The organism is Bacteroides helcogenes P 36-108 (assembly GCF_000186225.1).
Classification (GTDB): domain Bacteria; phylum Bacteroidota; class Bacteroidia; order Bacteroidales; family Bacteroidaceae; genus Bacteroides; species Bacteroides helcogenes.
In genome coordinates, this window is record NC_014933.1 from 1,571,440 (window position 1) to 1,596,681 (window position 25,242).

Annotated in this window: 21 protein-coding genes and 1 tRNA gene; 7 read left to right on the forward strand and 15 right to left on the reverse strand. The window is 46.9% G+C overall.

Going from position 1 to position 25,242, the window contains the following annotated elements; all coding sequences use genetic code 11:
- Position 1 precedes the first annotated feature (1 nt).
- Positions 2–688, reverse strand: coding sequence for a hypothetical protein (locus BACHE_RS06245; RefSeq protein ID WP_013546844.1), 687 nt, complete (start codon positions 686–688; stop codon positions 2–4).
- A gap of 95 nt (positions 689–783) precedes the next feature.
- Between BACHE_RS06245 and BACHE_RS06250 the strand changes: the two genes are divergently transcribed.
- Positions 784–2,247, forward strand: coding sequence for an ATP-dependent DNA helicase (locus BACHE_RS06250; protein WP_013546845.1), 1,464 nt, complete (start codon positions 784–786; stop codon positions 2,245–2,247).
- A 371-nt stretch (positions 2,248–2,618) separates the two neighbouring features.
- Here the strand turns inward: BACHE_RS06250 and BACHE_RS06255 are convergent, their stop codons facing one another.
- The 3 genes from BACHE_RS06255 to alaS all read right to left on the reverse strand — a co-directional run bounded on the left by BACHE_RS06255 (position 2,619) and on the right by alaS (position 8,055).
- On the reverse strand, positions 2,619–3,545 hold the full coding sequence (locus tag BACHE_RS06255) for a hypothetical protein (protein ID WP_013546846.1): 927 nt from the start codon (positions 3,543–3,545) through the stop codon (positions 2,619–2,621).
- Between the two features lie 5 nt (positions 3,546–3,550).
- The gene (locus BACHE_RS06260; RefSeq protein WP_013546847.1) at positions 3,551–4,993 is read right to left on the reverse strand and encodes an MBOAT family O-acyltransferase; all 1,443 of its coding nucleotides are present in this window, start codon (positions 4,991–4,993) and stop codon (positions 3,551–3,553) included.
- A 443-nt stretch (positions 4,994–5,436) separates the two neighbouring features.
- The gene (gene alaS, locus BACHE_RS06265) at positions 5,437–8,055 is read right to left on the reverse strand and encodes an alanine--tRNA ligase (RefSeq protein ID WP_013546848.1); all 2,619 of its coding nucleotides are present in this window, start codon (positions 8,053–8,055) and stop codon (positions 5,437–5,439) included.
- Positions 8,056–8,267: 212 nt separating this feature from the next.
- Here alaS and BACHE_RS06270 point away from each other — a divergent pair, with 212 nt between their 5' ends.
- Together BACHE_RS06270 and BACHE_RS06275 are read left to right on the forward strand one after the other, a co-directional pair.
- The gene (locus tag BACHE_RS06270; RefSeq protein WP_013546849.1) at positions 8,268–9,236 is read left to right on the forward strand and encodes a M23 family metallopeptidase; all 969 of its coding nucleotides are present in this window, start codon (positions 8,268–8,270) and stop codon (positions 9,234–9,236) included.
- A gap of 13 nt (positions 9,237–9,249) precedes the next feature.
- Positions 9,250–9,642: a MerR family transcriptional regulator gene (locus BACHE_RS06275; protein WP_013546850.1), complete on the forward strand. Its 393-nt coding sequence runs from the start codon at positions 9,250–9,252 to the stop codon at positions 9,640–9,642.
- A gap of 17 nt (positions 9,643–9,659) precedes the next feature.
- On the opposite strand, the gene BACHE_RS06280 is transcribed toward BACHE_RS06275, so the two are convergent.
- From BACHE_RS06280 to BACHE_RS06305, 6 genes are all read right to left on the reverse strand, one after another.
- Positions 9,660–11,912 (reverse strand): RelA/SpoT family protein, encoded by a 2,253-nt coding sequence (locus tag BACHE_RS06280; protein ID WP_013546851.1) that lies wholly within the window; start codon positions 11,910–11,912, stop codon positions 9,660–9,662.
- 74 nt (positions 11,913–11,986) lie between these two features.
- Positions 11,987–13,297, reverse strand: coding sequence for a lytic transglycosylase domain-containing protein (locus BACHE_RS06285; protein WP_013546852.1), 1,311 nt, complete (start codon positions 13,295–13,297; stop codon positions 11,987–11,989).
- Between the two features lie 30 nt (positions 13,298–13,327).
- Positions 13,328–14,158: a DUF5683 domain-containing protein gene (locus tag BACHE_RS06290; RefSeq protein WP_013546853.1), complete on the reverse strand. Its 831-nt coding sequence runs from the start codon at positions 14,156–14,158 to the stop codon at positions 13,328–13,330.
- The gene (locus BACHE_RS06295; protein ID WP_013546854.1) at positions 14,159–15,049 is read right to left on the reverse strand and encodes a ParB/RepB/Spo0J family partition protein; all 891 of its coding nucleotides are present in this window, start codon (positions 15,047–15,049) and stop codon (positions 14,159–14,161) included.
- A gap of 13 nt (positions 15,050–15,062) precedes the next feature.
- Positions 15,063–15,830 (reverse strand): ParA family protein, encoded by a 768-nt coding sequence (locus tag BACHE_RS06300; RefSeq protein ID WP_013546855.1) that lies wholly within the window; start codon positions 15,828–15,830, stop codon positions 15,063–15,065.
- 229 nt (positions 15,831–16,059) lie between these two features.
- Entirely contained in the window at positions 16,060–16,389 is a 330-nt protein-coding gene (locus BACHE_RS06305) for a hypothetical protein (protein WP_041579234.1), read from the reverse strand.
- A 15-nt stretch (positions 16,390–16,404) separates the two neighbouring features.
- On the opposite strand from BACHE_RS06305, the gene surE reads away from it, so the two are divergent.
- The 3 genes from surE (at position 16,405) to BACHE_RS06320 (ending at position 19,166) form a co-directional block, all read left to right on the forward strand.
- On the forward strand, positions 16,405–17,169 hold the full coding sequence (surE, locus tag BACHE_RS06310; protein ID WP_013546857.1) for a 5'/3'-nucleotidase SurE: 765 nt from the start codon (positions 16,405–16,407) through the stop codon (positions 17,167–17,169).
- A gap of 6 nt (positions 17,170–17,175) precedes the next feature.
- Positions 17,176–18,324 carry a lipid-A-disaccharide synthase gene (gene lpxB / locus BACHE_RS06315; RefSeq protein ID WP_013546858.1) on the forward strand — a complete coding sequence of 383 codons (1,149 nt, stop codon included), beginning with the start codon at positions 17,176–17,178 and terminating at the stop codon, positions 18,322–18,324.
- Positions 18,325–18,422: 98 nt separating this feature from the next.
- Positions 18,423–19,166, forward strand: a complete 744-nt coding sequence (locus tag BACHE_RS06320) for a NigD1/NigD2 family lipoprotein (protein WP_013546859.1) — start codon at positions 18,423–18,425, stop codon at positions 19,164–19,166.
- A 92-nt stretch (positions 19,167–19,258) separates the two neighbouring features.
- On the opposite strand, the gene BACHE_RS06325 is transcribed toward BACHE_RS06320, so the two are convergent.
- From BACHE_RS06325 to rsfS, 3 genes are read right to left on the reverse strand one after another with little or no spacing between them, the layout of a single operon-like run.
- The gene (locus tag BACHE_RS06325) at positions 19,259–20,101 is read right to left on the reverse strand and encodes a phosphatidate cytidylyltransferase (RefSeq protein ID WP_013546860.1); all 843 of its coding nucleotides are present in this window, start codon (positions 20,099–20,101) and stop codon (positions 19,259–19,261) included.
- 12 nt (positions 20,102–20,113) lie between these two features.
- Positions 20,114–22,141 carry an ATP-dependent zinc metalloprotease FtsH gene (gene ftsH, locus BACHE_RS06330; protein WP_013546861.1) on the reverse strand — a complete coding sequence of 676 codons (2,028 nt, stop codon included), beginning with the start codon at positions 22,139–22,141 and terminating at the stop codon, positions 20,114–20,116.
- Between the two features lie 9 nt (positions 22,142–22,150).
- A complete protein-coding gene (rsfS, locus tag BACHE_RS06335) occupies positions 22,151–22,510 on the reverse strand; it encodes a ribosome silencing factor (RefSeq protein WP_013546862.1) in 360 nt (119 codons plus the stop codon).
- A gap of 219 nt (positions 22,511–22,729) precedes the next feature.
- On the opposite strand from rsfS, the gene BACHE_RS06340 reads away from it, so the two are divergent.
- A tRNA-Gln gene (locus BACHE_RS06340) sits at positions 22,730–22,800 on the forward strand.
- A gap of 33 nt (positions 22,801–22,833) precedes the next feature.
- Here BACHE_RS06340 and BACHE_RS06345 read toward each other — a convergent pair.
- Complete coding sequence (locus tag BACHE_RS06345; RefSeq protein WP_013546863.1) at positions 22,834–23,181, reverse strand: hypothetical protein; 348 nt, start codon at positions 23,179–23,181, stop codon at positions 22,834–22,836.
- A gap of 74 nt (positions 23,182–23,255) precedes the next feature.
- Positions 23,256–25,109 (reverse strand): DUF349 domain-containing protein, encoded by a 1,854-nt coding sequence (locus BACHE_RS06350; protein ID WP_013546864.1) that lies wholly within the window; start codon positions 25,107–25,109, stop codon positions 23,256–23,258.
- Between the last annotated feature and the right edge of the window lie 133 nt (positions 25,110–25,242).

Genomic DNA, 25,242 nt, shown 5'->3' on the forward strand with positions numbered 1-25,242 from the left:
ATTATTCCCAGTTACCGGCGTTGTTGTTGGCTGTTTCCAAACTACCGATCATCAAACCACAGTATTTGCCAAGTTTAGTCTGCACATCTTTGAGATTGGCTATTTCTTGCTTGTCCAGACCATTCAGGTATGTTTCGTATGGAGTCTTCACTTCGAGCAGGCAGAAAGGAGCACCGGACTTGGCGGTGTCGTTTTTAATTGCCATTTCAAACTGCTTTCCATTTCCGAAAGGAACATATCTTAAAGAATCGGCATTAAAGCCTTTCGGGAAGATTGTATCCATAACAGCTACCCACATGGTATCACGTTTGAAGTTTTCCAGACCCAATTTCTGGACTTCTGAGTAGTTGCCTGTTTTTTTAGCTTTATTGATAATAGCGATAGCTTTCTTATCATTCAAACCGTCTTCCAACTGTTTATCGTTCAACTCTCCTTGCTTAAATACAAAAGGAATCTTCTGATTTTTGACGAAAGCAATCAGGGTGTCGAAGCTGGCGGTGTATTGCTGGCCATGCAATGCACGGTACTCCAACTGCGCCTTACGGATGTCCATAAGACGGGCGATAACAGCAGCATCTCTGTGCTTCTTTTCTTTTTCGAAATTGATAGGTCCCATGATGCTGGCGTAACAAACGTAAATTAAAGCCAAAGCACATAAGCCTAAAATGACATTAAATACTGTTTTCATGATAAATATGTTTTTTAGTTGTTATATTCGCACCGCAAAAATAAAAGAAATTAATTTAATAACGATAGTTCCCTTTACTTTTTTCTGTTACAAAAATGATAAATAACTATTTAGAAAGGCAAATTAAGGAAAATTTTCCTTATCAACCAACTTCTGAGCAAGAAATTGCTGTAAAAACTTTGTCAGAGTTTCTCCTTTCATCCCGTGATGAGGTGGCTTTTTTGCTTCGTGGTTATGCCGGAACGGGTAAGACTTCGCTGGTTGGAGCTTTGGTGAGGACGTTGGACCAATTGCAGCAAAAAGCAGTCTTGTTGGCTCCAACCGGACGTGCTGCGAAAGTCTTTTCTGCATACGCGGGACATTCGGCATTTACAATTCATAAAAAAATTTATAGACAGCAATCTTTTTCTAATGAAGTGAGCAACTTTTCCGTGAATGATAATTTAACAACTCATACTTTGTATATAGTAGATGAAGCTTCGATGATTTCCAATGAAGGGCTATCCGGCGCAATGTTCGGCACGGGGAGACTGCTGGATGATTTGGTGCAGTTTGTCTATTCAGGGCAGGGTTGCAGGCTTTTGCTGATGGGAGATACGGCACAGTTGCCTCCGGTGGGCGAAGAACAGAGCCCGGCCCTCTTTGCCGAAGCGTTGAAGGGCTATGGCTTGGAAGTCTTGGAGGTGGATTTGACGCAGGTCGTCAGACAAGAGCAGCAGTCGGGAATTCTGTGGAATGCCACTCGTCTTCGGCAGTTGATAGCCGGAGGTGAGTGTTCCTCTCTGCCTAAGTTTAAATTGACAGGCTTTGCAGACATCAGGATGTTGCAAGGTAACGAGCTGATTGATACGCTGGAGCAGTGTTACGATAGTGATGGAATGAATGAGACAATTGTGATATGCCGTTCCAATAAACGGGCGAATATTTATAATAATGGCATTCGTGCGCAAATCCTCTGGCGCGAGGATGAACTGAATACCGGTGATTTGTTGATGGTGGCGAAGAACAACTATTTCTGGACGGAACGGCTTCAGACAGACATGGCGCGTAACGGGGAAAAGGCAGTGGCGGTGGCGCAAGTGCCCGACTTCATCGCCAACGGTGAGACGGCGGTGGTGCGCCGGGTGCGCCGCACGCGTGAACTGTACGGCTTCCGCTTTGCCGACGTCACCCTTGCTTTTCCCGATTACAATGATTGGGAGTTGGAGGTCAACTTGCTGCTTGACACCTTGCACAGCGATGCTCCCGCCTTGCCCAAAGCGGACAACGACCGCCTTTTCTATACCGTGCTCGAAGACTATGCCGACATCACCGTGAAGCGCGAGCGCATGAAGAAGATGAAGGCCGACCCCCATTACAACGCCCTGCAAGTGAAGTACGCCTACGCCGTGACTTGCCACAAGGCGCAGGGCGGGCAGTGGAAGAATGTCTTCTTGGACCAGGGCTACATGACGGACGAGTACTTGACACCCGATTATTTCCGTTGGCTCTACACCGCCTTTACCCGTGCCACGGGAACACTTTATTTGGTGAATTATCCTTCGGAACAGATAGAGTGAGTACTGTTTTTGTAAAGGTCTACATTAGCTCGCTAATGTAGTACATTACGAAGCTAATGTGGCACTCTGTAAAAACGACCTTTTTCTTTTGCATCGCTAACGCAACCACGGTTACTGTAACCACGGTTGCGTTAGCGGCAATGTACGTCGTGCGTTTACCCTTGTTGGACTGTGAGTTTACTACCGATAAACCAAGCGTTTGCTGACGTTAAACTGACTGTTTAATTCTTGTAAACCGAAATAAACTCCTAAGTTGCTGATGCTCTAATGGTTGGTAATTGCTGCTTCGGAGGGGAAAGATATCTGTTGTATCTATAAATTCAGTTTCTAAAGATGTAGCATCGCAGAGGCAATGTCGAGGATTTCAGAAATTATTTTTCATTCGGTGCAATGGGATTTTTATTTGTTTTGAGCAAAGGCCTTAATTCTTCTATAATATAGGAGGTATATTTATCTACTCCTTGACGGTTCATGTGATAATAGGTGTCATATGCATTTTCATCACTCAGCACGTGTGTTTCAGGTGTAACTAAGAATGGGCATTCTTTTTCCCTGAGAAACTCTTCAACCTCGTGTACTTTTTTCTTGTTCTTATTATAGGCTTTCTCTACATAAATTGGCGGAATAACAAAAACAGAACATACCTTTTGAAGCGTTTTGACTTTCTCTATAAAATAGTTACCAAACTGCTTATTAAACGTTTCTTTGATTGGTTTAATTGCACCGGAACCTCGACTTTCTAAAGTCCAGTGCTGTATTTCGTCTCCGTATTCATTAAAGCCGGAGGCTCGGTAATCTTTGGGAGTTTTATTTTTTGGTGTTAAAGTACTTTCCCTTATTAATTGGGGAATTCCACTTAATACATTTATCCATTGCCTTATGCCAAGCAGATATGCTTTCTTCCAATGACTCGCCACCATAAGTGAGGAGATAGCTTCTTCTCCGTAAGCAGTTGTATAGAAGTGGTCGTATTCGGGGGCAAATACAATGACATCACCTTTTCTTGCATATTCTGATATGTCATCAATCATATATTTCAGTCCAATTCCAGCGTGAAGTCCGTAATTAATGACATTGATGTTTAACGAGTCTTTTATTCGTTGACTGTCTAATCCGAAAGCCAAGTTGCTGCCACCAACAAAAATAATTCTGGGGGAATGTGTGTTTTCCAGTAATTCACATTTCTTGTTGTAGGCTTTTAGGTAATTGTCTTGGTCCATTGGAAGCTGTGTTGCCGTAAGAATTAAAACAATAAGGATGCTTGCCAATATAGCTATTTTCTTTATAAATACTTTCATATGTCTTAGAATTGGAAATAAATGAATTCAGCTTGTGTGCCTGCAAAAGCTAAAGTGAAAAGTGCTAATAGAATATATACTCCCCAACGTATGCTGCGGGATTTCAGCCAACCGATTCCGTCTATCTGCATGGAGTGCTGCTTGTCGCGTTGCAGCCACTCCACAACCACCAAGATGCAGACATATAGCAATGCCCTTTTGCCATGTTGCATGGAGAAGCTGAATAATGACGGAGAGCAGATGCCGCCGAGATAATCCCATGCCTGCCCGATGCTTTCCGCCCGGAAGATAATCCAACCAATCACGGCGAGGAGAAAGGTCGACAACATTTGCCCGGCTTCCCGGATGCCGGGCAGCAAGCGTCCTTCGGCCACTGCGTCGGTGTGCTTGCGGTTCCGTCCCAGTAGCATCAGCGGGAAGAATAGCAACGCATGATAAGCGCCCCAAACGATGAACGTCCAGTTGGCTCCGTGCCAGAAGCCGCTGACGAGGAAGATAATCAGCGTGTTGCGCATCACCTTCCAACGGGTGCAACGGCTGCCGCCCAGCGGGAAGTAGATGTAGTCGCGAAACCACGTGGTGAGCGAGATGTGCCAACGCCGCCAGAACTCGGCGATGTCTCGCGAGAAGTAGGGGAAGTTGAAGTTGCGCATCAGATGGATGCCGAACAGGCGGGCGGTGCCGATGGCGATGTCCGAATAGCCGGAGAAGTCCCCGTATATCTGAAAGGTGAAAAGGATGCCGCCTAACAGTAGGGTGAAACCGCTTTGGCTTGCATAATCATCCCATATCAGGTTGACCGCCGCCGCGCAGTTGTCCGCCACCACCATTTTCTTGAAGAAGCCCCAAAGCATCTGTCGGCAACCGTCTACGGCTTGTGCGTAGTCGAAGGTGCGGGGCTTGTAGAACTGGGGCAGCAGGTTGGTGGAACGCTCAATGGGGCCTGCCACCAATTGCGGAAAGAAACTGATGTAGGCAAAGAAGGCTACGAGGTCGCGGCAGGCGGGCAGCTTCTTCTGATACACGTCGATGCTGTAACTCAACGCTTGGAAGGTGTAGAAGCTGATGCCCACGGGTAGCAACAGGTTCAGCGTCACCGGGCTCAATTCTACATCGAAGCACCGGAACAAGTCGGCAAGGCTTTCGGCAAAGAAATTGTAATACTTGAACACGCCGAGAATGGCGAGGTTGAGGACGATATTGGCGGCACTGACCCACTTCTGCCGTTTGCGTTGCCCTTCATAGCGGGCTATCAGCAATCCGCTGGCGTAGCTGAACAGCGTGGTAAGGGCGATGAGCAGCAGGAAACGTACATCCCACCAACCGTAGAACACGTAGCTGACCGCTACCACAAACAAGTTTTGCCAACGCAGGCGCTTGAATACGAACCAATAGAGCAGAAAGACTATCGGCAGGAAGAGTAGAAACTCAATAGAATTGAATAACATAGTTTTCGATATGCCCGTAAGTCTCCGAAGTAAGCGTGTTGTTTCGTTATTATATGACGAAAGCGTGAGACTTGTTCTACTCATCATATCTTAGGCGTCTGGAAAAGCCTTGCAAGGATGAGTGAAGAAACATATAATGAACAAGATACAGCGCAGGCTGTTCTCGCACATATACAAACAGAATGAGCGTTACATTGTCTCTATCCCCTTGCATTTGAAATTTTCCAGACTTCAAGATAAAGGATAAAGCAGAAAACGCTTTCTATGTGTCCGGCAATTTCTCCTGCCGGACGCTGCAAAGTTACGCTTTCTTTTTTACAATATAACGCTCTGTGAGAATATTATTCCTTCAAGGAAGGTGTCTCTTTATAAAAAAAGAACTCCGCTTTCGAGCTTCTGCCGAAAGCGGAGTTACTATTTGTTTCGTTCAAGGGAGCCGACGCTTACAGTGCAGCCAACTCTATCACTTTATCTACAGCCGCATTCAATCCGTCTACATTCTTGCCTCCGGCAGTTGCGAAGTGGGGTTGACCACCGCCACCGCCTTGAATCAACTTGGCAGCTTCTTTTACCAGATTTCCAGCTTTCAATCCACCGGCAACGAGGTTGTCGCTCAGCATCACTGTCAGCATCGGTTTTCCTTCATATTCTGTTCCGGCAACGAAGAACAAATCTTCTGTGATCTGACCACGCAACTGGAAAGCGATGTTCTTTACCGTTTCAGCAGGTAATGGAGCACAGAATTTGATGACTTTCACACCATTCACTTCCTGAATGCTGTTCATCAACTTATCTTTCAGTTGAGATTCCTTTTCTTTCATGAAGTCTTCTACTTGCTTCTTTAGTCCGGCATTCTCTTCAATATATTTATGAATCGTTCCGGCAAGGTCGGGAGCATTGTTGAAGAGAGCCTTCAAGTCACGTAATGTATCTTGAATGGTATCCATCATTTCTTCTACACGTGCACCTGTGTAAGCTTCGATACGACGTACACCGGCTGCTACAGAACTTTCGGATACAATCTTCACCATACCGATGTTTCCGGTAGCGGCAACGTGCGTACCTCCGCAGAACTCAACGGAAGAACCGAACTGGATGACACGTACATGATCGCCATACTTTTCACCGAAGAGGGCGATAGCACCGAGTTCTTTGGCATCCTCAATCGGCATGTCGCGGTATTCTTTCAAAGGAATATTGGCGCGTATCTTGGCATTGGCGATGTGTTCTATCTGGCGAAGCTCTTCGTCCGTCACCTTTTGGAAGTGGGAGAAGTCAAAACGCAGAGAATCGGGAGTAACCAAAGAACCCTTCTGTTCTACATGATCGCCAAGAACTTCACGAAGCGCAGCATCCAGTAAGTGGGTAGCTGAGTGATTGGCGGCACAAGCAGCACGCTTGTCAGTATCTACGCATGCCATCATTGGTGCTTCCAGATGTTCGGGTAACTTCTTGGTGATATGGATAGGGAGGTTGTTCTCTTTCTTCGTGTCAATCACGTCGATGGTTTCGAACTCGCTGACTAATACACCAGTATCACCTACCTGACCACCACTTTCGGCATAGAACGGAGTTTTATCCAATACAATTTGATAAAGCGTCTGGTTCTTTTGTTTTATCTGGCGGTAACGCAGAATGGATGTTTCATATTCAGTGAAATCGTAACCTACGAACTCGGTAGTGCCTTCTTTCAGTGTAATCCAGTCACCGGTCTCAATGGCGGCGGCGTTGCGGGCACGGGATTTCTGCTGTTCCATTTCGGCGTTGAACTCGTTGAGATCGGCAGTCATACCGTTTTCGCGGAGAATCAGTTCGGTCAAGTCGAGCGGGAAACCGAAAGTATCGTATAAAGTAAAGGCATCTTTACCGCTGACTTCAGTCTTGCCGGCTGCTTTGGCATCTGCCATGGTCTTGTCCAGCAGACGGATACCGGTTTCGAGTGTGCGGAGGAAAGAGTCTTCTTCTTCCTTGATTACTTTAGCAATCAGTTCCTTCTGAGCAATCAGTTCGGGGTAAGAACCACCCATGTTTTCAATCAGCACGGGAAGGAGTCTGTACATGAAAGCTTGCTTCTGTCCGAGGAAGGTATAACCGTAGCGAACGGCACGGCGAAGGATACGGCGGATTACGTAACCTGCTTTTGCATTGCTTGGCAACTGTCCGTCGGTGATGGAGAAAGCGATGGTACGAATGTGGTCGGCAATCACACGCATGGCGATATCTTGCTGTTCATTCTTACCGTATGTGGTTCCTGCCATATCAGCAATTGCTTTCAGCATCGGTTGGAAGACATCCGTATCATAGTTGGAGGTTTTGCCTTGCAGGGTGCGTACCAGGCGTTCAAATCCCATGCCTGTGTCGATTACTTTGGCGGGTAGTCCTTCGAGGCTACCGTCAGCCTTGCGGTTGTATTGCATGAACACAAGGTTCCATATTTCGATTACCTGCGGGTGGTCTTTGTTTACCAACTGTGAGCCGGGAACCTTGGCCTTTTCTTCCTCCGTACGAGAGTCCACATGTATTTCGGAGCACGGACCGCATGGCCCCGTATCACCCATTTCCCAGAAGTTATCATGTTTGTTTCCGTTGAGGATATGGTCTTTCGGCAAGAATTGTTCCCAGTAGGAAGCAGCTTCGTTATCACGTTCCAAACCTTCTTCGGGACTGCCCTCGAATACGGTTGCGTAGAGGTCTTTCGGATCAAGTTTCAGAACATCTACCAAGTATTCCCATGCCCAAGAGATGGCTTCTTTCTTGAAGTAGTCTCCAAACGACCAGTTGCCTAACATCTCGAACATGGTGTGGTGATAGGTATCGTGACCTACTTCTTCGAGGTCATTGTGCTTTCCGCTGACGCGAAGACACTTCTGTGAGTCCGCAACTCTTTTATATTTCGCCGGGTGGTTACCCAAAATAATATCTTTAAACTGGTTCATCCCTGCATTGGTAAACATCAATGTGGGGTCATCTTTAATCACCATCGGAGCCGAAGGCACAATTTGGTGACCTTTACTTTCGAAGAAACTCTTGAATGAGTCTCTGATTTCATTTGCAGTCAACATACTCTTTTGTAATTATGAATTGTGAATGTTGAATTATGAATTACAGGGAAATGACATCTATCCGTATGAAAATAAACTATGAATCCTTAGATATATGAAGCATCTAAAAAAATATAATTCATCATTCGTTATTCATAATTCCTTAAAAAACGGTGCAAAGATAGCTTGTTTTTATTACTTTTGCCGTATTGACAAGCGAAATATTTCCTAAGATGCGCAAAGTTTACTACATTTATAATCCGCAGACGCAGACGTACGACCGTATTTATCCCACTGTCCGGCAACGGGCGGTGAGTATTCTCCGTCGGTTATTCATTGGGATGGGACTGGGGGCGGGCAGCTTCATTGTGCTGTTGCTTATTTTCGGGTCACCGTCAGAGAAGGAGCTACGGAAGGAGAATAGCCAGCTTCAGGCACAATACAATGTGCTTTCGCGCCGGTTGGACGAGGCAATGGGAGTGTTGCAGGATATACAGCAGCGTGATGATAACCTATATCGGGTTATTTTTCAGGCAGATCCGGTTCCTACGGCCATTCGTAAGGCCGGATACGGCGGTACAAATCGTTACGAACATTTGATGGATATGGCAAACTCGGAATTGGTGGTTAATACTACCCAGAAGTTGGATATGCTTACCAAACAGCTTTACATTCAGTCTCGTTCTTTTGATGATGTGGTGGATATGTGCAAGAACCATGATGAAATGTTGCGGTGCATGCCTGCCATCCAACCGATCTCCAATAAAGATTTGCGTCAGACTGCTTCCGGATATGGAATGCGTATAGATCCCATTTACGGTACTGCAAAGTTCCATGAGGGAATGGATTTCTCGGCTCATCCCGGCACGGAGGTTTATGCGACCGGTGACGGCACGGTCATTAAGGCAGGATGGGAAACCGGTTACGGAAATGTTGTTATTATTGATCATGGTTTCGGATATCAAACGTGGTATGCTCATCTGCAGGGATTTCGCACGAAGCCCGGTAAGAAGGTAGTGCGTGGTGAGGTTATCGGAGAGGTGGGTAGCACTGGTAAAAGTACAGGCCCTCACTTGCACTATGAGGTGCATGTGAAAGGTCGGGTGGTAAATCCTGTCAATTACTATTTTATGGATTTAAGTGCCGAGGACTATGACCGCATGATACAAATTGCTTCCAATCATGGCAAAGTATTAGATTAATATTTAAGAATAGATGTTGAATACGGATAAAAAGTTAAAACTGTATTATTCCATCAGTGAAGTGGCCCGGATGCTCAATGTTAACGAATCGCTGCTTAGGTTTTGGGAAAAAGAGTTTCCGCAACTCAATCCCAAGAAGGGGGGGCGTGGCATACGGCAGTATCGGGAGGAGGATGTCGAAACCGTTAAGCTTATCTATCATCTGGTGAGGGAAAGAGGTATGACATTGCCCGGAGCCCGGCAACGCATGAAAGATAATAAAGAGGCTACTTTGCGTAACTTCGAGATCGTTGACCGGCTGAAATCTATCCGTGAAGAACTGGTTGGCATGCGTGATGCGCTGGATGCATTTACTTATGAACAGATAGAGACATTGAAGGAGAATCTTGACGATTCTCCTTCCTGACAATCTGTCCTTCCCGCTTAATCCTCTGTTCTCGTCACTTGTTTAATGTTCTGTATCTGCTTCAGATTGTTACAGATGGTGCGCACATCGTCCACATCATGTACGTAGAGTTGTATTTTTCCTTCAAAGATGCCGTCGTCGGTTTCAATCGTCAGTTTGCGGATGTTTACATTCAACTGGCGTGAAATGACTTGTGTCACTTCATTCAGCAGCCCCATGCAGTCTATACCTTTTATATATATGGTGACAAGAAAAGAGAGATCCTTGTGGGTATCCCATTCCGTGGCGATGATGCGGTTGCCATAGCTGCTCTTGAGGCGGGCGGCAACAGTGCATTGGCGTTTGTGGATGATTACCCGGTTATCTTCATCTATGTAGCCCAGAACGTCGTCTCCGGGGATAGGATGGCAGCAATCTGCCATGATATAATTTTTTGAGATGGTTTCTTCCGTCAGTTTCAGGATTTGTTTGGTATTGATCTTTTCCTGCGGTGTCTTTTCTTCCGGCTGTTCTTTGCTCTCTTTATTGTCCTTGTTTCCGAAAGAGAAAGTCAGGAATTTCTTCCAGTTAGTGCCCTGTCTCTCTTTGAAAACATTTTTGTCTGCGTCTCCCAGAACAATCTTCTTGCTTCCGACGGCTACAAGCAGTTCGTCATGAGTGTGGAAATTATGTAACTTTGTCAGTTTTTCCAACGCCGTGTCATCAATGCGGATGTCTTCATCCTTGAAGAAATCGGCTATCATCGTTTCGCCTTCTTTCTGATAGGTTTTCGCTTCTTTGCGCAAGATGGCTGCTATTTTGGCGCGGGCGCGGGCGGTAGTGGCATATACTTCCCATTCGGGCTGCACACGCTGCGACTTGGAAGTCAATATCTCCACCTGATCACCGCTTTGCAACTTATGGCTGAGGGGAACCAGCTTGTGGTTTACCTTGGCTCCGATGCAGTGGCTACCTATGTCGGTATGCAGTGAGAAGGCGAAGTCCAGTGCCGTGCAGTTCTGCGGCATGGTCTTGATGTCGCCTTTCGGGGTAAAGACAAATATCTCCGAAGCAAACAGGTTCAGTTTAATGGTATCGAGGAAGTCGATGGCATCCGGTTGCGGATCGTCCAGAATTTCCTTGATGGTACGCAGCCATTTTTCCAGTTCGCCCTCGTCTTCGCTGCCTCCGCCTTCTTTGTACTTCCAGTGTGCGGCAAATCCCTGTTCGGCTACGTCGTTCATACGTTCGCTGCGAATCTGGACTTCGATCCATTGACCATTGTTGCCCATGAGGGTGACGTGCAAAGCCTGGTAGCCGTTGGCTTTGGGGTGGCTCACCCAGTCGCGCAGGCGGTCGGGGTGCGGTTTATATATTTTGGAGATGGAGACGTAGATGTCGAAGCAGTCGTTCAGCTCTTCCTCCATATTTCGTGGCTCGAAGATGATGCGTACAGCCAATAGATCGTAGATTTCCTCGAATGGCACATGCTTGGTCTGCATTTTGTTCCAGATGGAATAAATGGATTTCACCCGTGCGAGAATGTGATACTTCAGTCCCATTTTGTCCAGTTGGGCGCGTATCGGATTGGTGAACTCATTGAACACCTTGTCGCGCTCGGCGGCTGTCGCTTCCAGCTTTTCTTCTATTTCGCGGTATTCTTCGGGATGTTCGTACTTAAAGCTCAGGTTTTCCAACTCCGTCTTTATCTTGTTCAGCCCCAGTCGGTTGGCAAGCGGGGCATAGATATAGAGGGTTTCTCCCGCAATCTTGAACTGCTTGTTGGGCAGCATGGAGCCCAGGGTGCGCATGTTGTGCAGGCGGTCTGCTATCTTGATGAGGATGACGCGGATGTCATCAGACATGGTGAGCAGCAGCTTCTTGAAGTTTTCCGCCTGTGCGGAAGCACGGTCTCCGAAGATGCCTCCTGATATTTTTGTCAGTCCGTCCACGATTTGGGCGATCTTCGGCCCAAAGATATTTTCAATGTCTTCTACCGTGTAATCGGTGTCTTCGACTACATCGTGGAGCAATGCCGAACAGATTGAGGTTGAACCGAGCCCTATTTCGTTGCAGACAATCTTTGCCACAGCGATGGGATGCATGATGTAGGGCTCTCCCGAACGGCGTTTGATACCCTTGTGTGCTTGGTTGGCAAAGTTGAATGCTTTGGTTATTATTTCGACGCGTTTGCGGTGCTTGGTTGCCAAATAGTCGTTCAACAGTTCCTGGAATGCCTGTTCAATCATTTCTTCTTCAACTTTCTCTTTCTGGCTTACACTTTCTTCCATAATACTGTTTCTCCTTTCTTCATTCACTTTTGCAAAAATAAGCAAATTTCAACACCGGGCAAGCGTTTATGTCTTTATTTATATATCTTCAAGCGCTTTCCTGCCGAGATTTTGGTATTTCGCAGCCCGTTCCAACTTTTTAACTGATTGACGGTGACGCCATATTTGCGGGCAATGCTGCCGAGACTCTCTCCACTGCGGATTTTGTGGTAACTGGCATTGCCTGTGGTGCTGCTTTTGCCTTTGCGCGGTGCGGAGCGCGTGTCGGAAACGGCCACTGTCTTGCGGTTCTTGAACAGTTCGTCGCTGCGATGGGTGTAAATAGTGTCTTGCCTGTCAATAAATGTGCTGATGCAGTTCATCGGAAGGCGGAGAGTTTGCGGCTTGTCTTCCCCCGGAATGATGCTTCTTTTGTACTGGGGGTTCAGGCTTTTTATTTCATCTATGTTAATGCCGCAAATATCGGCTATCTGCTCGAAATGAAGGTTACGGTTCACCTGCACGGTGTCTGTGGCGTCCGGGATATTGGTTTCCATGGGACATATATTGTGCTTGCAGTAATATGTCATTACGTAGTTGGCAGCAATGAATGCGGGTACGTAACCGCGTGTCTCTTTAGGCAGGAAGTTGTAGATATCCCAATAATCCGTTTGTCCTCCGGCCCGGCGGATGGCTTTGTTGATGGTTCCGGGACCGCAGTTGTAGGCGGCGATCACCAGGTTCCAGTCCTTGTAGATGTCATACATGTCACGCAGATAGCGGGCTGCTGCCCAAGTGGCTTTGATGGGGTCGCGACGTTCGTCCACGAGGCTGTTGCTCTCCAGCCCGTAGATTTTTCCGGTTCCGATCATGAATTGCCACAAGCCGGAAGCTCCGGCGCGGGATACGGCGGACGGGTTGAGGGCGGACTCGATGATGGGCAGGTATTTCAGTTCGAGGGGCAGGTTGTAAGCGTCCAGGGCTTCCTCAAAAATGGGCATGTAGAAGTTGCAGGCGCTTAGCATGAAAGCCACATGGTTGCGCAAGCGTCCGGCGTACATGTCGATAAACTTGCGTACTATCTCGTTGTAGGGCATTTCCATGACGGTAGGCATGCGCGACAAGCGGTCCATATATACGGAATCGCTGAACAGCGGGTTCTCCTTGGAGGTGCTGCAATCTTTGCCCAGGTCAATGTAGTTTTTGGCTTTCCAGTCCGTGAACAGGCTGTCCAGCGGGTAGGTCATGCTTTTGGGCAGGTCGATGGTTTCTTTGCGTTCTGTTCCGTTTTCATGGATGAATACATCCACACTTTCCTGCGCATGCGTTTTGGGGGCAAGGAAGCTGCAGAACAAGAGTGAGGAACCGATGATGATTTTCTTCATATAAGCGGGATTATTTGTCATTGGTGATTATATTTTAGGTTTAGTTGGTTCTTAGAATCGGAAACTGCATTGCACGCCTACGGACTTGCCGGACGAACCATTCATCCGGCTCTCGATCACGGCAGGCTCTACTCTCATGCTGAGGTCTGGGGTGATGTCGAAGTTGGACAGCTCGGCATCCACATAGGCATCTACCATAGATAGCAGATATACCCCGATAAACGCAAAGATGCTCAGGTCGCGGTAGCGCCGGTAGGTATCTTTCCGCTTCCTGAGAGTTTCGGTCAGTTGCGTCTTGGATACTTTGTCTATGTATCCGGAAGGGAGCAGGTCTGTGATGCTGCTTGATGTCCAGTTTTCATTTACGGCGTCTTTATAGGCTTGCGCGTAGTCCTTGTACATTTTCCCGTTCCAGGTCAATGCGTATGCGCAACCGGCAAAGCCTCCGTAGAAAATGGGCAGCTTCCAGTATTTCCGGTTGTAGATTTGTCCGCCGCCGGGGACGACGAGAGCCAGCCACGTTGCTTTGATGGGATTCGGAACCCATACCTTCGGGCTTATGGCTTTCCGCAGGGTGTCTGTCGGGACGGGCTGTGCTTTCAGCTCCGGCGAAGCGGTCATTCGGAGCAGTTTCTTCTTGTTTTCGTCAGCAATGCTGTCTGCTATGGCGATGCTGTCTGCCGGGAGCTCCCGTAAGGCCGCCGTCTTGTCCGCGTTCAGGCTGTCGGTTCGCTGTGCGGCGAGAGTGTCTGCCTGTATCCGGTGCGTCCGTTTGGCGGCGGCACGCGGGCGGTCTTGTCCATACATAGCAATCCCTGCCGTCTGCAAAAAGCAAATCAGCAGGGCAATGCAGGTTTGGTATATTCTTCTTTTTTTCGTCATTTATTTCTTCAGTGTATCAAGAATGCCTATGATACGTTCCAATTCTTCTTCGTTGCCGAAAGGGATACTGATTTTGCCTTTTCCCTTTTCCGAGCATGTCAGTTGCACTTTGGTGTCGAAGAAGCCTGAAAGTTGTTGCTTCAGCATGTTGAATTCTTCGGGCAGCTTGGCACGTTTGGGGGCGATCTTGCGGGAACCGCTTTTTATGGTTTCGCCTTCGCTCAGGGATTTTACGATTTCTTCCACCTTGCGTACGGAGTAGCCGTGTTCCAGAATCTCTTCGTATATCCTGACCTGCAGTTTGGGGTCGCCGAGGGTTACCAGCGCACGGGCATGCCCCATGTCTATCTGCTTGTTCTGCAAGCCTATCTGTACGGGGGCGGGCAGTTTCAGCAGGCGCAGGTAGTTGGCGATGGTGGTGCGTTTCTTGCCTACGCGCTCGCTGAGCCGTTCTTGGGTAAGCCCGTATTGTTCCAGCAGGTGTTGGTATGCAAGAGCTATCTCCACGGAGTTCAGGTCTTCGCGCTGTATGTTTTCTATGAGCGCCATTTCCATGACGTTCTCATCATCGGCGGTGCGGATATAGGCGGGGATGCTTTTCAGTCCCGCAAGCTGCGAAGCGCGGAAACGGCGTTCGCCTGCGATGATTTGATATTCGTCACCGCTGTCCAGCTTGCGCAGGGTGACGGGCTGTATGATTCCGATTTCCGCGATGGAATCGGCAAGTTCTTGCAACGCTGTCCGGTCAAATTCACGGCGGGGCTGGTTGGGGTTGACCGTTATTTTGGACAGCTCTATTTCATTGATGGAGGAAGAGCCTTCGGTTTGAACTTCATCCATGGAAAGCAGGGCATCCAGCCCGCGTCCTAATGCATTTCTTTTCTGTGCCATGGTTCTTCTTCTTTTAGTGGTTGTTACGGCTGATTAATTCTTTGGCAAGTGCCATGTGGTTTTTGGCTCCGGTGGAGTCCGCGTCATACAGGATGGTGGGCAGACCGTAACTCGGAGCTTCGCTTAACTTCACGTTGCGCTGGATGACGGTGCTGAACACCAGTTCCTGGAAGTGGCGCTTCACTTCGTCGTAGATTTGGTTGGCCTGGCGCAGACGTGCATCGTACATTGTCAGCAGGAAACCTTCGATCTCGAGTGCCGGATTCAGTTTTGATTTGATGATTTTGATGGTGTTCAGCAACTTGCTTATGCCTTCCAGTGCAAAATATTCCGCTTGTACGGGGATAATGACAGAGTCGGCGGCGGTCAGTGCGTTGACGGTGATCAGTCCCAGGGAAGGAGAGCAGTCTATCAAGATATAGTCAAACTCTTCTTTCAGGGGGGCAAGCACTTCTTTCAGTATCTTTTCGCGATTCTTGAGGTTGAGCATTTCTATCTCTGCGCCTACCAGATTGATATGTGAGGAGATTACTTTCAAGGTTTCTATCTCCGTGTCGTGAAGGGCGTCGCGTACGTTTGCACGGTCTATAATGCACTCGTAGATAGTACATTCCGACTGCTTGATGTCCACGCCCAAGCCCGAAGAGGCATTGGCCTGCGGGTCTGCGTCCACAACGAGCACTTTCTTTTCAAGCGTGGCGAGCGAGGCTGCGAGGTTGATTGTCGTCGTAGTCTTTCCCACGCCACCCTTTTGGTTAGCCATAGCAATAATTTTTCCCATAATCTCAATATTTTATCGGCAGCGAAATAAGTGATTATTTCCGAATAGTGCCTATTAAAAAAGAGGGAGATTGCAAAAACAGTTGATAAGTCGGCTTTTTTGTTAATAACTCAAGGTAGGACATTGCCCTGCCACCGGATTGCCTGAGCCGTATTTCCCTCTGATTTAACGGGCAAATATACATATTAATATTGAAAAGCGGCGGCTTTTTTGCCTCGCTTGCAGAAGATTAAGATTTGTTTTCAGTGCTTGCCGTGTCTTCAGGAGGGTCGATGCGGGCAGCCACACTGCCCGATGGCTTTCTTTGCGATGTTCCATACAGTGCTTTGTAATGTTTCATATAGCAGTTTTCAATGTTCGAGATGTACATCTCATGCTGTTCGAGATGCACATCTCTCAATGTATGAGATGTATATCTCATACAATAGAAGCCCTGATGTTCCGGCCGATGTGCAGGCGTATCCGGGAGGAGAGATGCTAATGCCGCTTGTGGCAGAGACACTTTTATTTGCATGGAAAGGGCTGGACTTTCTTTCTTTTTAGCTAATTTTGTGCTCATAATTAATGTAGAGATATGGAAAATCAGAAACCTTTGATATTGATATCCAATGATGACGGCATCATTGCGAAAGGTATTAGCGAGTTAATAAAGTTTCTCCGTCCTCTGGGCGAGATCGTGGTGATGGCGCCGGACGCTCCGCGTTCGGGCAGTGCTTGCGCGCTGACGGTTACGGAGCCGATACACTACCGGCTGCTTCGTAAGGATGTGGGACTTACTGTTTATAAATGTTCCGGTACGCCGACCGATTGTGTGAAGTTGGCCTTCCATACCGTGCTCGACCGTAAGCCCGATCTGGTGGTGGGAGGCATCAATCATGGAGACAACTCTTCGGTGAATGTACACTATTCGGGCACGATGGGGGTGGTGATCGAAGGTTGCCTGAAAGGTGTGCCTTCCATCGGCTTCTCTCTCTGCAACCATGAGCCGAATGCCGATTTTGAACCTGCGGGGCCTTATGTGCGCGAGATAGCCCGCCGGGTATTGGAGAAGGGGCTGCCGCCGTTGACGTGCCTGAACGTTAATTTCCCGGACACAAAGGAGCTGAAAGGCATAAAAATCTGTGAGCAGGCCAGGGGCCGGTGGACGAATGAATGGGAAGACTTTGCCCACAGGGGAGGCTCCCGGTATTACTGGCTGACCGGTGAGTTTGAAGATACGGATGCGGCCAACGAGAAGAATGACCATTGGGCGCTCGCCAACGGCTATGCGGCCATTACTCCGACTACCGTGGATGCCACGGCTTATGGATTGATTGATGAACTGAAAACTTGGTTTTAATCGGACATGAAGTATTACCTGATTGTCGGTGAGGCCTCCGGTGACTTGCATGCGTCTCACCTGATGGCTGCCCTGAAAGCAGAAGACCCCGGGGCGGAGTTTCGTTTCTTTGGCGGCGATTTGATGGCGGCAGTGGGTGGAACGATGGTGAAGCATTATAGAGACTTGGCTTATATGGGCTTTATTCCTGTATTGCTGCACTTGCGCACGATTTTCGCCAATATGAAACGTTGCAAGGAAGATATTGCGGCATGGCGGCCGGATGTATTGATTTTAGTGGATTATCCGGGATTTAATCTGAAAATAGCCAAGTTCGTGCATGCCTGTACGCAAATTCCTGTCTTCTATTATATCTCTCCCAAGATATGGGCATGGAAAGAGTACCGCATCAAGAACATCAAGCGGGATGTGGATGAATTGTTCTCCATCCTCCCGTTCGAGGTGGAGTTCTTTGAAGGAAAGCACCGGTATCCGATACATTATGTCGGTAATCCGACCATGGATGAGGTGACGGCTTTCCTTGCCTCCGATACGGAAACCTTTGACGGCTTTGTGCAGGCTGGCGGGTTGTCTTCAAAGCCTGTCATTGCCTTATTGGCCGGTAGCCGCAAGCAGGAAATCAAAGATAATCTGCCTGATATGCTTCGGGCTGCTTCTGTTTTTACCGATTATCAGTTGGTGTTGGCTGGTGCTCCCGGCATTTCTCCCCAATATTACAGACAGTATATAGGACAGGCTGATGTGAAAATCATCTTCGACCGGACATTCTCTCTGCTGAAGCAGGCTGAGGCAGCGTTGGTAACTTCGGGCACGGCTACGCTGGAGGCAGCCCTGTTCCGCGTGCCTCAGGCGGTGTGCTATCATACACCTGCCGGGAAGCTGGTCGCTTTCTTGAAACGTCATGTACTGAAGGTGAAGTACATTTCTCTGGTCAATCTGATTGCCGACCGCGAAGTAGTCAAGGAGTTGGTGGCCGATACCATGACGGTGGGGCAGGTACGTGCCGAACTGGAACGCATCTTACATGATGAGAAGTATCGCGGGAGAATGCTTGATGGTTACGAATATATGGCGTCCCGTCTCGGAAAGGCCGGAGCGCCCAAGCATGCCGCCCGCCAAATGGTGGAATTGCTTAATGAACGTTATCTGAAGTAGTCGTTATTGGAGATTTTTGTTAAAAGAAGTAGAGCCGGTGCAGTAAATGCACGGCTCTTGTCTTTTTTTATACAGAAACAAACGAAAGGATTTTGATTATGAAAAAACTACATTGGCTGTTTATGACAATATGCCTGGCGGTGTGGCCGGCATTGCAATCGTGTGATGATAATGACGGATATTCGATCGGTGATTATACGCCTCCCTTGTGGGCTACCATGCGCGTCACCGGAAGTTCTTTTTATCTGGACTGTGACGTCTGGGGCACGCTTTGGCCCGTGAATACGGATATGGGCTGGTATGAGCCGGCAGACGGTCAGCGGGTGATAACCGTGTTCAATCCTTTATGGGATAATTATGAGGGATTTGACCATGCGGTGAAGATACTTCGCCTGCAAAATGTGCTGACCAAAGGAGTGGAAACTTTGACTCCTGAAACTGATGGGGAATTGGGCAATGATCCTGTTCTTATTTTTAAAAGCGACATCAGCATCAGCAACGGTTACATGAATATTTTCTTTCTCCAAAACTTGCCCGCCAAAACAAAGCATCGCATCTCTCTGGTACGTCCGTCGGATGACGCGGAACTGTATGGAGATGACGGATATATTCACTTGGAATTGCGTTACAATACTTATGATGACGTAACCGGATCTCGTGCTTACGGTGCGGTATCATACAATTTGAACAGTCTGAATATGACTCCCGAAACCAAAGGCATCAAACTGAAGCTGAATTCGGAAAAGAACGGCAAGGTAGAGGTGGTGTTCAACCGCAAAGAATCGGGTGGCAATATGGAAAAAATGCAGAACCAAGACTTGTCCAAGATGCAGTTAAGATAGAAAGCGTTGTGTGTAGTAGTAGTGCGGAGGGTACGGAAGCTTTTGACAGTTCCGTGCCCTCTTTCTTTTTGCGGGAAAAAATGACCGGAATACTATTTCAGCATAGATAGGATATACAGATAAACGACTGCCGCGGGGATTGCCATCAGTGCGCTGTCAAAACGGTCGAGCATTCCGCCGTGTCCCGGCAGGATGTGTCCCGAATCTTTAATCCCTAATTGGCGTTTCATCAACGATTCGGTCAGGTCTCCCCACGTACCGAAAACAACGACGGTCACTGCCAGGCCTGCCCATTGCCATACGGACATAAAAGGGAAGAAATGCGCGAAGACAAACGATGAGGCTATGGAGAAAATCGCGCCTCCGATACTTCCTTCCCACGATTTCTTTGGGGAGATGCGCTCAAAAAGGCGATGCTTGCCTATCAATGACCCCACACAATAGGCTCCTGTGTCACTCAGCCAGATAAAGACGAAGATTGAAAGGGGAAGAATGGGATTATAGGTTACACTGCCCGTCTCAGGGGTGTTTTGGAAAGCAAGCACGTTCAGCAAGGCGAAAGGCAGTGCCACGTACAATTGGCTAAGCATGGAGAAAGCCCAGTTGCCCGTAGGATTACTTTTCTTGAGATACAATTCTGTTATCATCATATAGAGCAGTAGCGCCAGATAAGGCAGGAATATCCGTGCATCCGATGTGGATGTGCAAAAACCGGTCAGGGCCAGGAACAGATAGGCGCCTCCCAGGCTTGTAATGGTCTTATTGATGCTGACCTCTCCGTTTTGATTCATCAAATGGGCGAATTCATACACGCTCAATGCGCTGATGACAGTAAATAATATGCCGAATGAAAGGGGGCTGTAAAGAATACAGCCCACCAATACTACTACGAATAACACGCCTGTAATGGCACGTTGGATAAAGTTGTTTTTCACGGTGTTTCCGTTTTATTTTTTAGATTCTGTTTCCGTTTCTCCTTCCTCTTTCACTTCTTTTTCCGTTTTCGCGGCTATCTTGGCTTCCTTTTCTTCCGCTTTCTTCAGTTCATCGGAAACCTTGGTTGCGCTGATGATTTCTTCGGAACGGGAAGCCCATGGGCGCTTTCCGAAAATTTGCTCGACATCTTCTGCAAAGATTACCTCTTTGTCGATAAGCAGTTGTGCCAGTTTGTTGTGTCCTTCACTGTTGTCTGAAAGGATTTTCTTGGCACGTTCGTACTGCTCGTTTACTATTTTCTTCACCTCCTCGTCAATCAGCTCGGCAGTCTTTTCGCTGTACGGACGGTTGAAGGCGTATTCGTCATTGCTGTAATAGCAGAGGTTGGGAAGTTTTTCACTCATACCCAGATAGGCTATCATGCCAAATGCTTGTTTGGTCACGCGCTCCAGATCGTTCATTGCGCCTGTCGAGATTCTACCTAAAAACAGGTCTTCGGCAGCACGTCCGCCCAAAGTGGCGCACATTTCATCAAGCATCTGTTCTTTAGTGGTTATCTGGCGCTCTTCGGGGAGATACCAGGCTGCGCCCAAAGCGCGTCCGCGAGGTACGATGGTTACTTTTATCAGTGGATTGGCATATTCCAACAACCAAGAGATGCTGGCATGACCGGCTTCATGGATGGCAATGGAACGGCGTTCTTCTTCGGTGGTAATCTTCGTTTTCTTTTCCAAACCTCCTACAATCCGATCTACAGCATCCAGGAAATCCTGCTTGCCTACAAACTTCTTGCCATGGCGTGCGGCTATCAGCGCCGCTTCATTGCAGACGTTGGCTATATCCGCACCCGAAAAACCGGGTGTCTGGCGTGCCAGCAAGTCAACATCTACCGTGTCGTCTATCTTGATGGGACGCAGGTGAACACCGAATACTTCCTTGCGTTCATTAAGGTCGGGCAAATCTACATGTATCTGGCGGTCGAATCTTCCGGCACGCAATAGAGCTTTGTCCAATACATCTACACGGTTGGTGGCGGCAAGGATGATTACACCGCTGTTGGAGCCGAAGCCATCCATTTCTGTCAGTAGCTGGTTCAATGTGTTTTCGCGTTCATCGTTTCCACCCATAGCGGCAGCTTTGGCACGTGCACGGCCTACTGCATCTATTTCATCAATAAAGACGATGCACGGCGCTTTCTCTTTAGCCTGACGGAAGAGGTCACGAACGCGGGAAGCTCCTACACCTACAAACATTTCCACAAAATCGGAACCTGCCAGTGAGAAGAAAGGTACATTGGCTTCTCCGGCCACAGCTTTGGCAAGCAAAGTCTTACCCGTTCCCGGAGGGCCTACAAGCAAGGCTCCCTTGGGGATCTTACCTCCCAAGTCTGTATATTTCTGTGGCTCTTTCAGAAATTCCACAATTTCTTCCACTTCCTGTTTGGCTCCGGCCAAGCCGGCAACATCTTTGAATGTAATCTTGATGGGAGAACCTTTTTCAAACAATTGTGCCTTGGACTTTCCTACACTGAAGATGCCTCCGCCACCTCCCATACCTCCACCGCCACTCATGCGGCGAGACAAGAAAATCCAGAAACCGATGAGGACTGCAAATGGTAATAGCTGCCAAAGGATGGCACTGAAATAGTTCCTTTTTTTCTCGTAGCTGATGGAGCCGTCAAAACGAGCCTCGTCTTTTTCTTTCTGTATGAAGTTGCCTAAACTTTCGCGTGAAGGGGCCTCGGTGGTGATAAGAGGATTCTTGCCGGCTCGGGCCGAGTCTTGTCGGAATACATTCCTTACATATTGCGGTTTGATATACGCTTCTACGGAATTGTCATCGTAGCCGATAACTTTGCTCACGTAGCCATCGCGTACGTATTGTTGAAACTCGTCATAAGAGATATTTTTGGTAGCCGTACCGTTTTCGTTGGTGAGGTATAAGCCCAAAAGCATCATGGCTATGATCATATACAGCCAGTTCAGGTTGAACTTTGGCATGTTCACTTTATTGGGTTTCTTATTAGCGTTATTGTCCATATGTCTAAATTAATCGAGGTCGGGGATTTGGGTTAGTTTGGCATCGGCCCAGAGGTGCTCCAGATTGTAGAACTCTCTTGTTTCCGGCAAAAATACATGTACCAGTACATCGGAATAATCCATGGCCACCCATTCGGCATTGCGCAGTCCGTCTATGGCAGAAGGTTTGCTATCGGCGCCTTTGCGGGAAAAATCTTTCACGGATTCAACGATAGCTGTCACTTGGCTGGGAGAATTTCCTTGGCAGATGACGAAATAGTTGCATATTGTATCGTCTATTTTGGTAAGATCGGCGATAACGATCTTTTTTCCTTTTTTATCTTGAATGCCTTCTGTTATCTGTTGGATTAGTTTCTTAGCTTCGTTCATTATACATTATTATATTAAAACTGTTGACAAATATACGTTGATTTCTTATATCAAACACGTAAAAGAGAAAAAGTCTTTCATTTTTTGTTTTTTTTTAGTTATATAATTCTTTGGGAGACGGTGTCTTATCAGTTTTTTAGGAAAAAAATATCAGATTTTGTTTTGGATTATAGAAATCTTTGTATCTTTGCAACCGCAAAACAGGAATGTACCTGTTATTGGGCTATGGTGTAATGGTAACACTACAGATTCTGGTCCTGTCATTCCAAGTTCGAATCTTGGTAGCCCAACAGTAAATCCTTGCTGACAATATCGGCAAGGATTTACTGTTTTTTGTAGGTTCCTTTGCACCAGCCTTCGCCTTGCAGTGTCTTGTTGTTTATAATCTTGAAAAGAAGCGAACCTTTGTCCGTCTCTACTCTCACATAGTTGTCGTCTATTGTATAGGTGGTAGTATAGGGAACAATCAAAGCTGTCAGAGTGACTGTTGATTTACCCTTAAATTCGAGAGATGGGTAGAGTGTATTGTCTTCAGAATGGTACGTGCCGCTTAGGTTAGTCGTAGAATGGTCGATATAGTAAGCGATGCCTCCTGCCAATGCTGATAGAATGGTTGCGCAAAGAGCAAATTTCAGAGTGCCCTTTCTTATAGTATCATTAAGTGTATTCATAAATGTTCTAATATAAAAAAAGAGTATGCCCTGATTGTCAAGACATACTCTCTTTTATTGATATCAGTGAAGTGTTATTCTCCGTTTTTGATGTTTTCGTCAATCACTTTAATCTTTTCCTTTACCAATTCAATGTCAGCCTTCAGCTTTTCAACTTTACGATTAATCTCGGTCAGCAGGCTATTCCCTTTCTTGGAAGACGCAGTCAGGAAGCCGAGATTGTTTTCATAAGTTTGCAGTTCGTTTTTCATGTTTTCGAAAGTGCGGACCAGCTTTTCACGTTCTCTGTAAAGTGTTTGAGAACCACCTGCCTGAATGGAACTGATAGAAGATTTGAAATTACTTAACTTTTTATTGGAGACACTGACATTGAAGCGTTCAAACAGTTTGTCCACTTGACTGTGATATTGTTTGTAAAGCTTATCTTTCTCTTTAAACGGAACATGTCCTATATTGTTCCATTCTTTCATCAACTCACGTGTCAGTCGCTCGGCCTCTTCGGTATCTGTATCTTCGTTGATATTGCCCAGCTTTTCGATGATGGCCTTTTTCTTGTCCATATTCTCCTGCTCTACAGAGTGTTGAGAAGAAGTGGCTTTGCTCTTTTGTTCGAAGAAATAGTCACAGGCAGAGATAAACCGCTTCCATATAGCGTCCGAGTATTTCTTAGCTACCGGGCCGATTGTTTTCCATTCTTTTTGAAGTTTTGTCAGCGCATCGGCAGTGGCTTTCCAGTCGGTGTTGTCTTTCAGTGCTTCTGCTTTTTCGCACAAAGCGCGTTTCTTCTCCAGATTTTCGTTCATTCCTTCTTTCAGTATCTTGAAGAACTCTCCTTTTTTACGGAAGAATTCGTCACATGCCTTACGGAAGCGTTCGAAAACTCTGGCGTTCATCTTCATCGAGGCGAAGCCTATGGTTTTCCATTTATTTTGCAGGGCTATGATTTCCTGAGTTTTATTTTCCCAGGATGTGAAATTGGTCAGTTCATTATAGTCTATGGCTTCGATGATTTCACAAATCACCGTCTTTTGGTCAAGATTATGCTGTTCTGTTTCTTTCAAAGCTTCGAAGTGCTGCTGGTGACGACGGTTTACGGTGGTAGAAGCCGTTTTAAAACGTACCCAGATTTCTTCTCTCAATTCTTTGGCCACAGGTCCTGTGTCGCGAAATTCCTGATGTAATTTCTGTAATTGGTGAAATGCTGATACCACATCTGCTTCGTTCGCCAGTTTCTCGGCAGCTTCGCAAAGATGGGTCTTGATTTCCAGGTTCTTCTTGAAGTCGTATTCGCGGAATTCGTTGTTCAGTTTTAAAAGGTCATAGAATTTCTCTACATACAATTGATAATTTCTCCAAAGTTCATTTACTTTGGCTTGCGGTATGAGTTTTACTTCATTCCATTGTTGTTGCAACTTTTTAAACTCTGTATAGCTTTTGTTAGCATCCTCCGGAGATTCTACCAACTCTTTCAGTTCTTCAATGATGGAGAGTTTGATTTGCAGATTCATCTCTTTCTGCTTTTCCAGTTCGGCTGTAAGTGTACTTCTTTTCTCTTTGATGACGGACATGGTATTCTTGAACTCCTCTTCTACTGTATCTGTTTGAGGAATAAATTCTTCTAAAAGACCTCCATTGTCAGTGAATTGTTTTTTGGCCGTTTCCTGTTCGGCATTGTGCAGTTTGTAGAAAGCTTGCTTCAAGCCGTCAATTTCAGCTTTAGCGGCGTTTTCCACGTTTGCAGCGATTTCTTTCAACTTGGAAAGTATGTCTTCCTTTGTGAGTTTTGGGGCTGGTTCTGCCGGCTTTTCCGAAACCATTTCTTCAGCCGGAGTTTCTGTTGTTGCCGGTTCAGAAACCTCTGCTGCTTTCTTTTCTTCTTCTAATTCCATCGACTTTTCGGGGAGATTAGTGTCATGAGTGTCCGTCATTGCATTTACTTTTTAGAAACGGGATACCCCGTTCGGGTTACATTAAGCTACAAATTAATGAAATAAAATAATTACTTCATACTATTTTCTTGTTTTTTTTCTGTTTATCTGTAATCTTTTCCCTTAGGAGAAA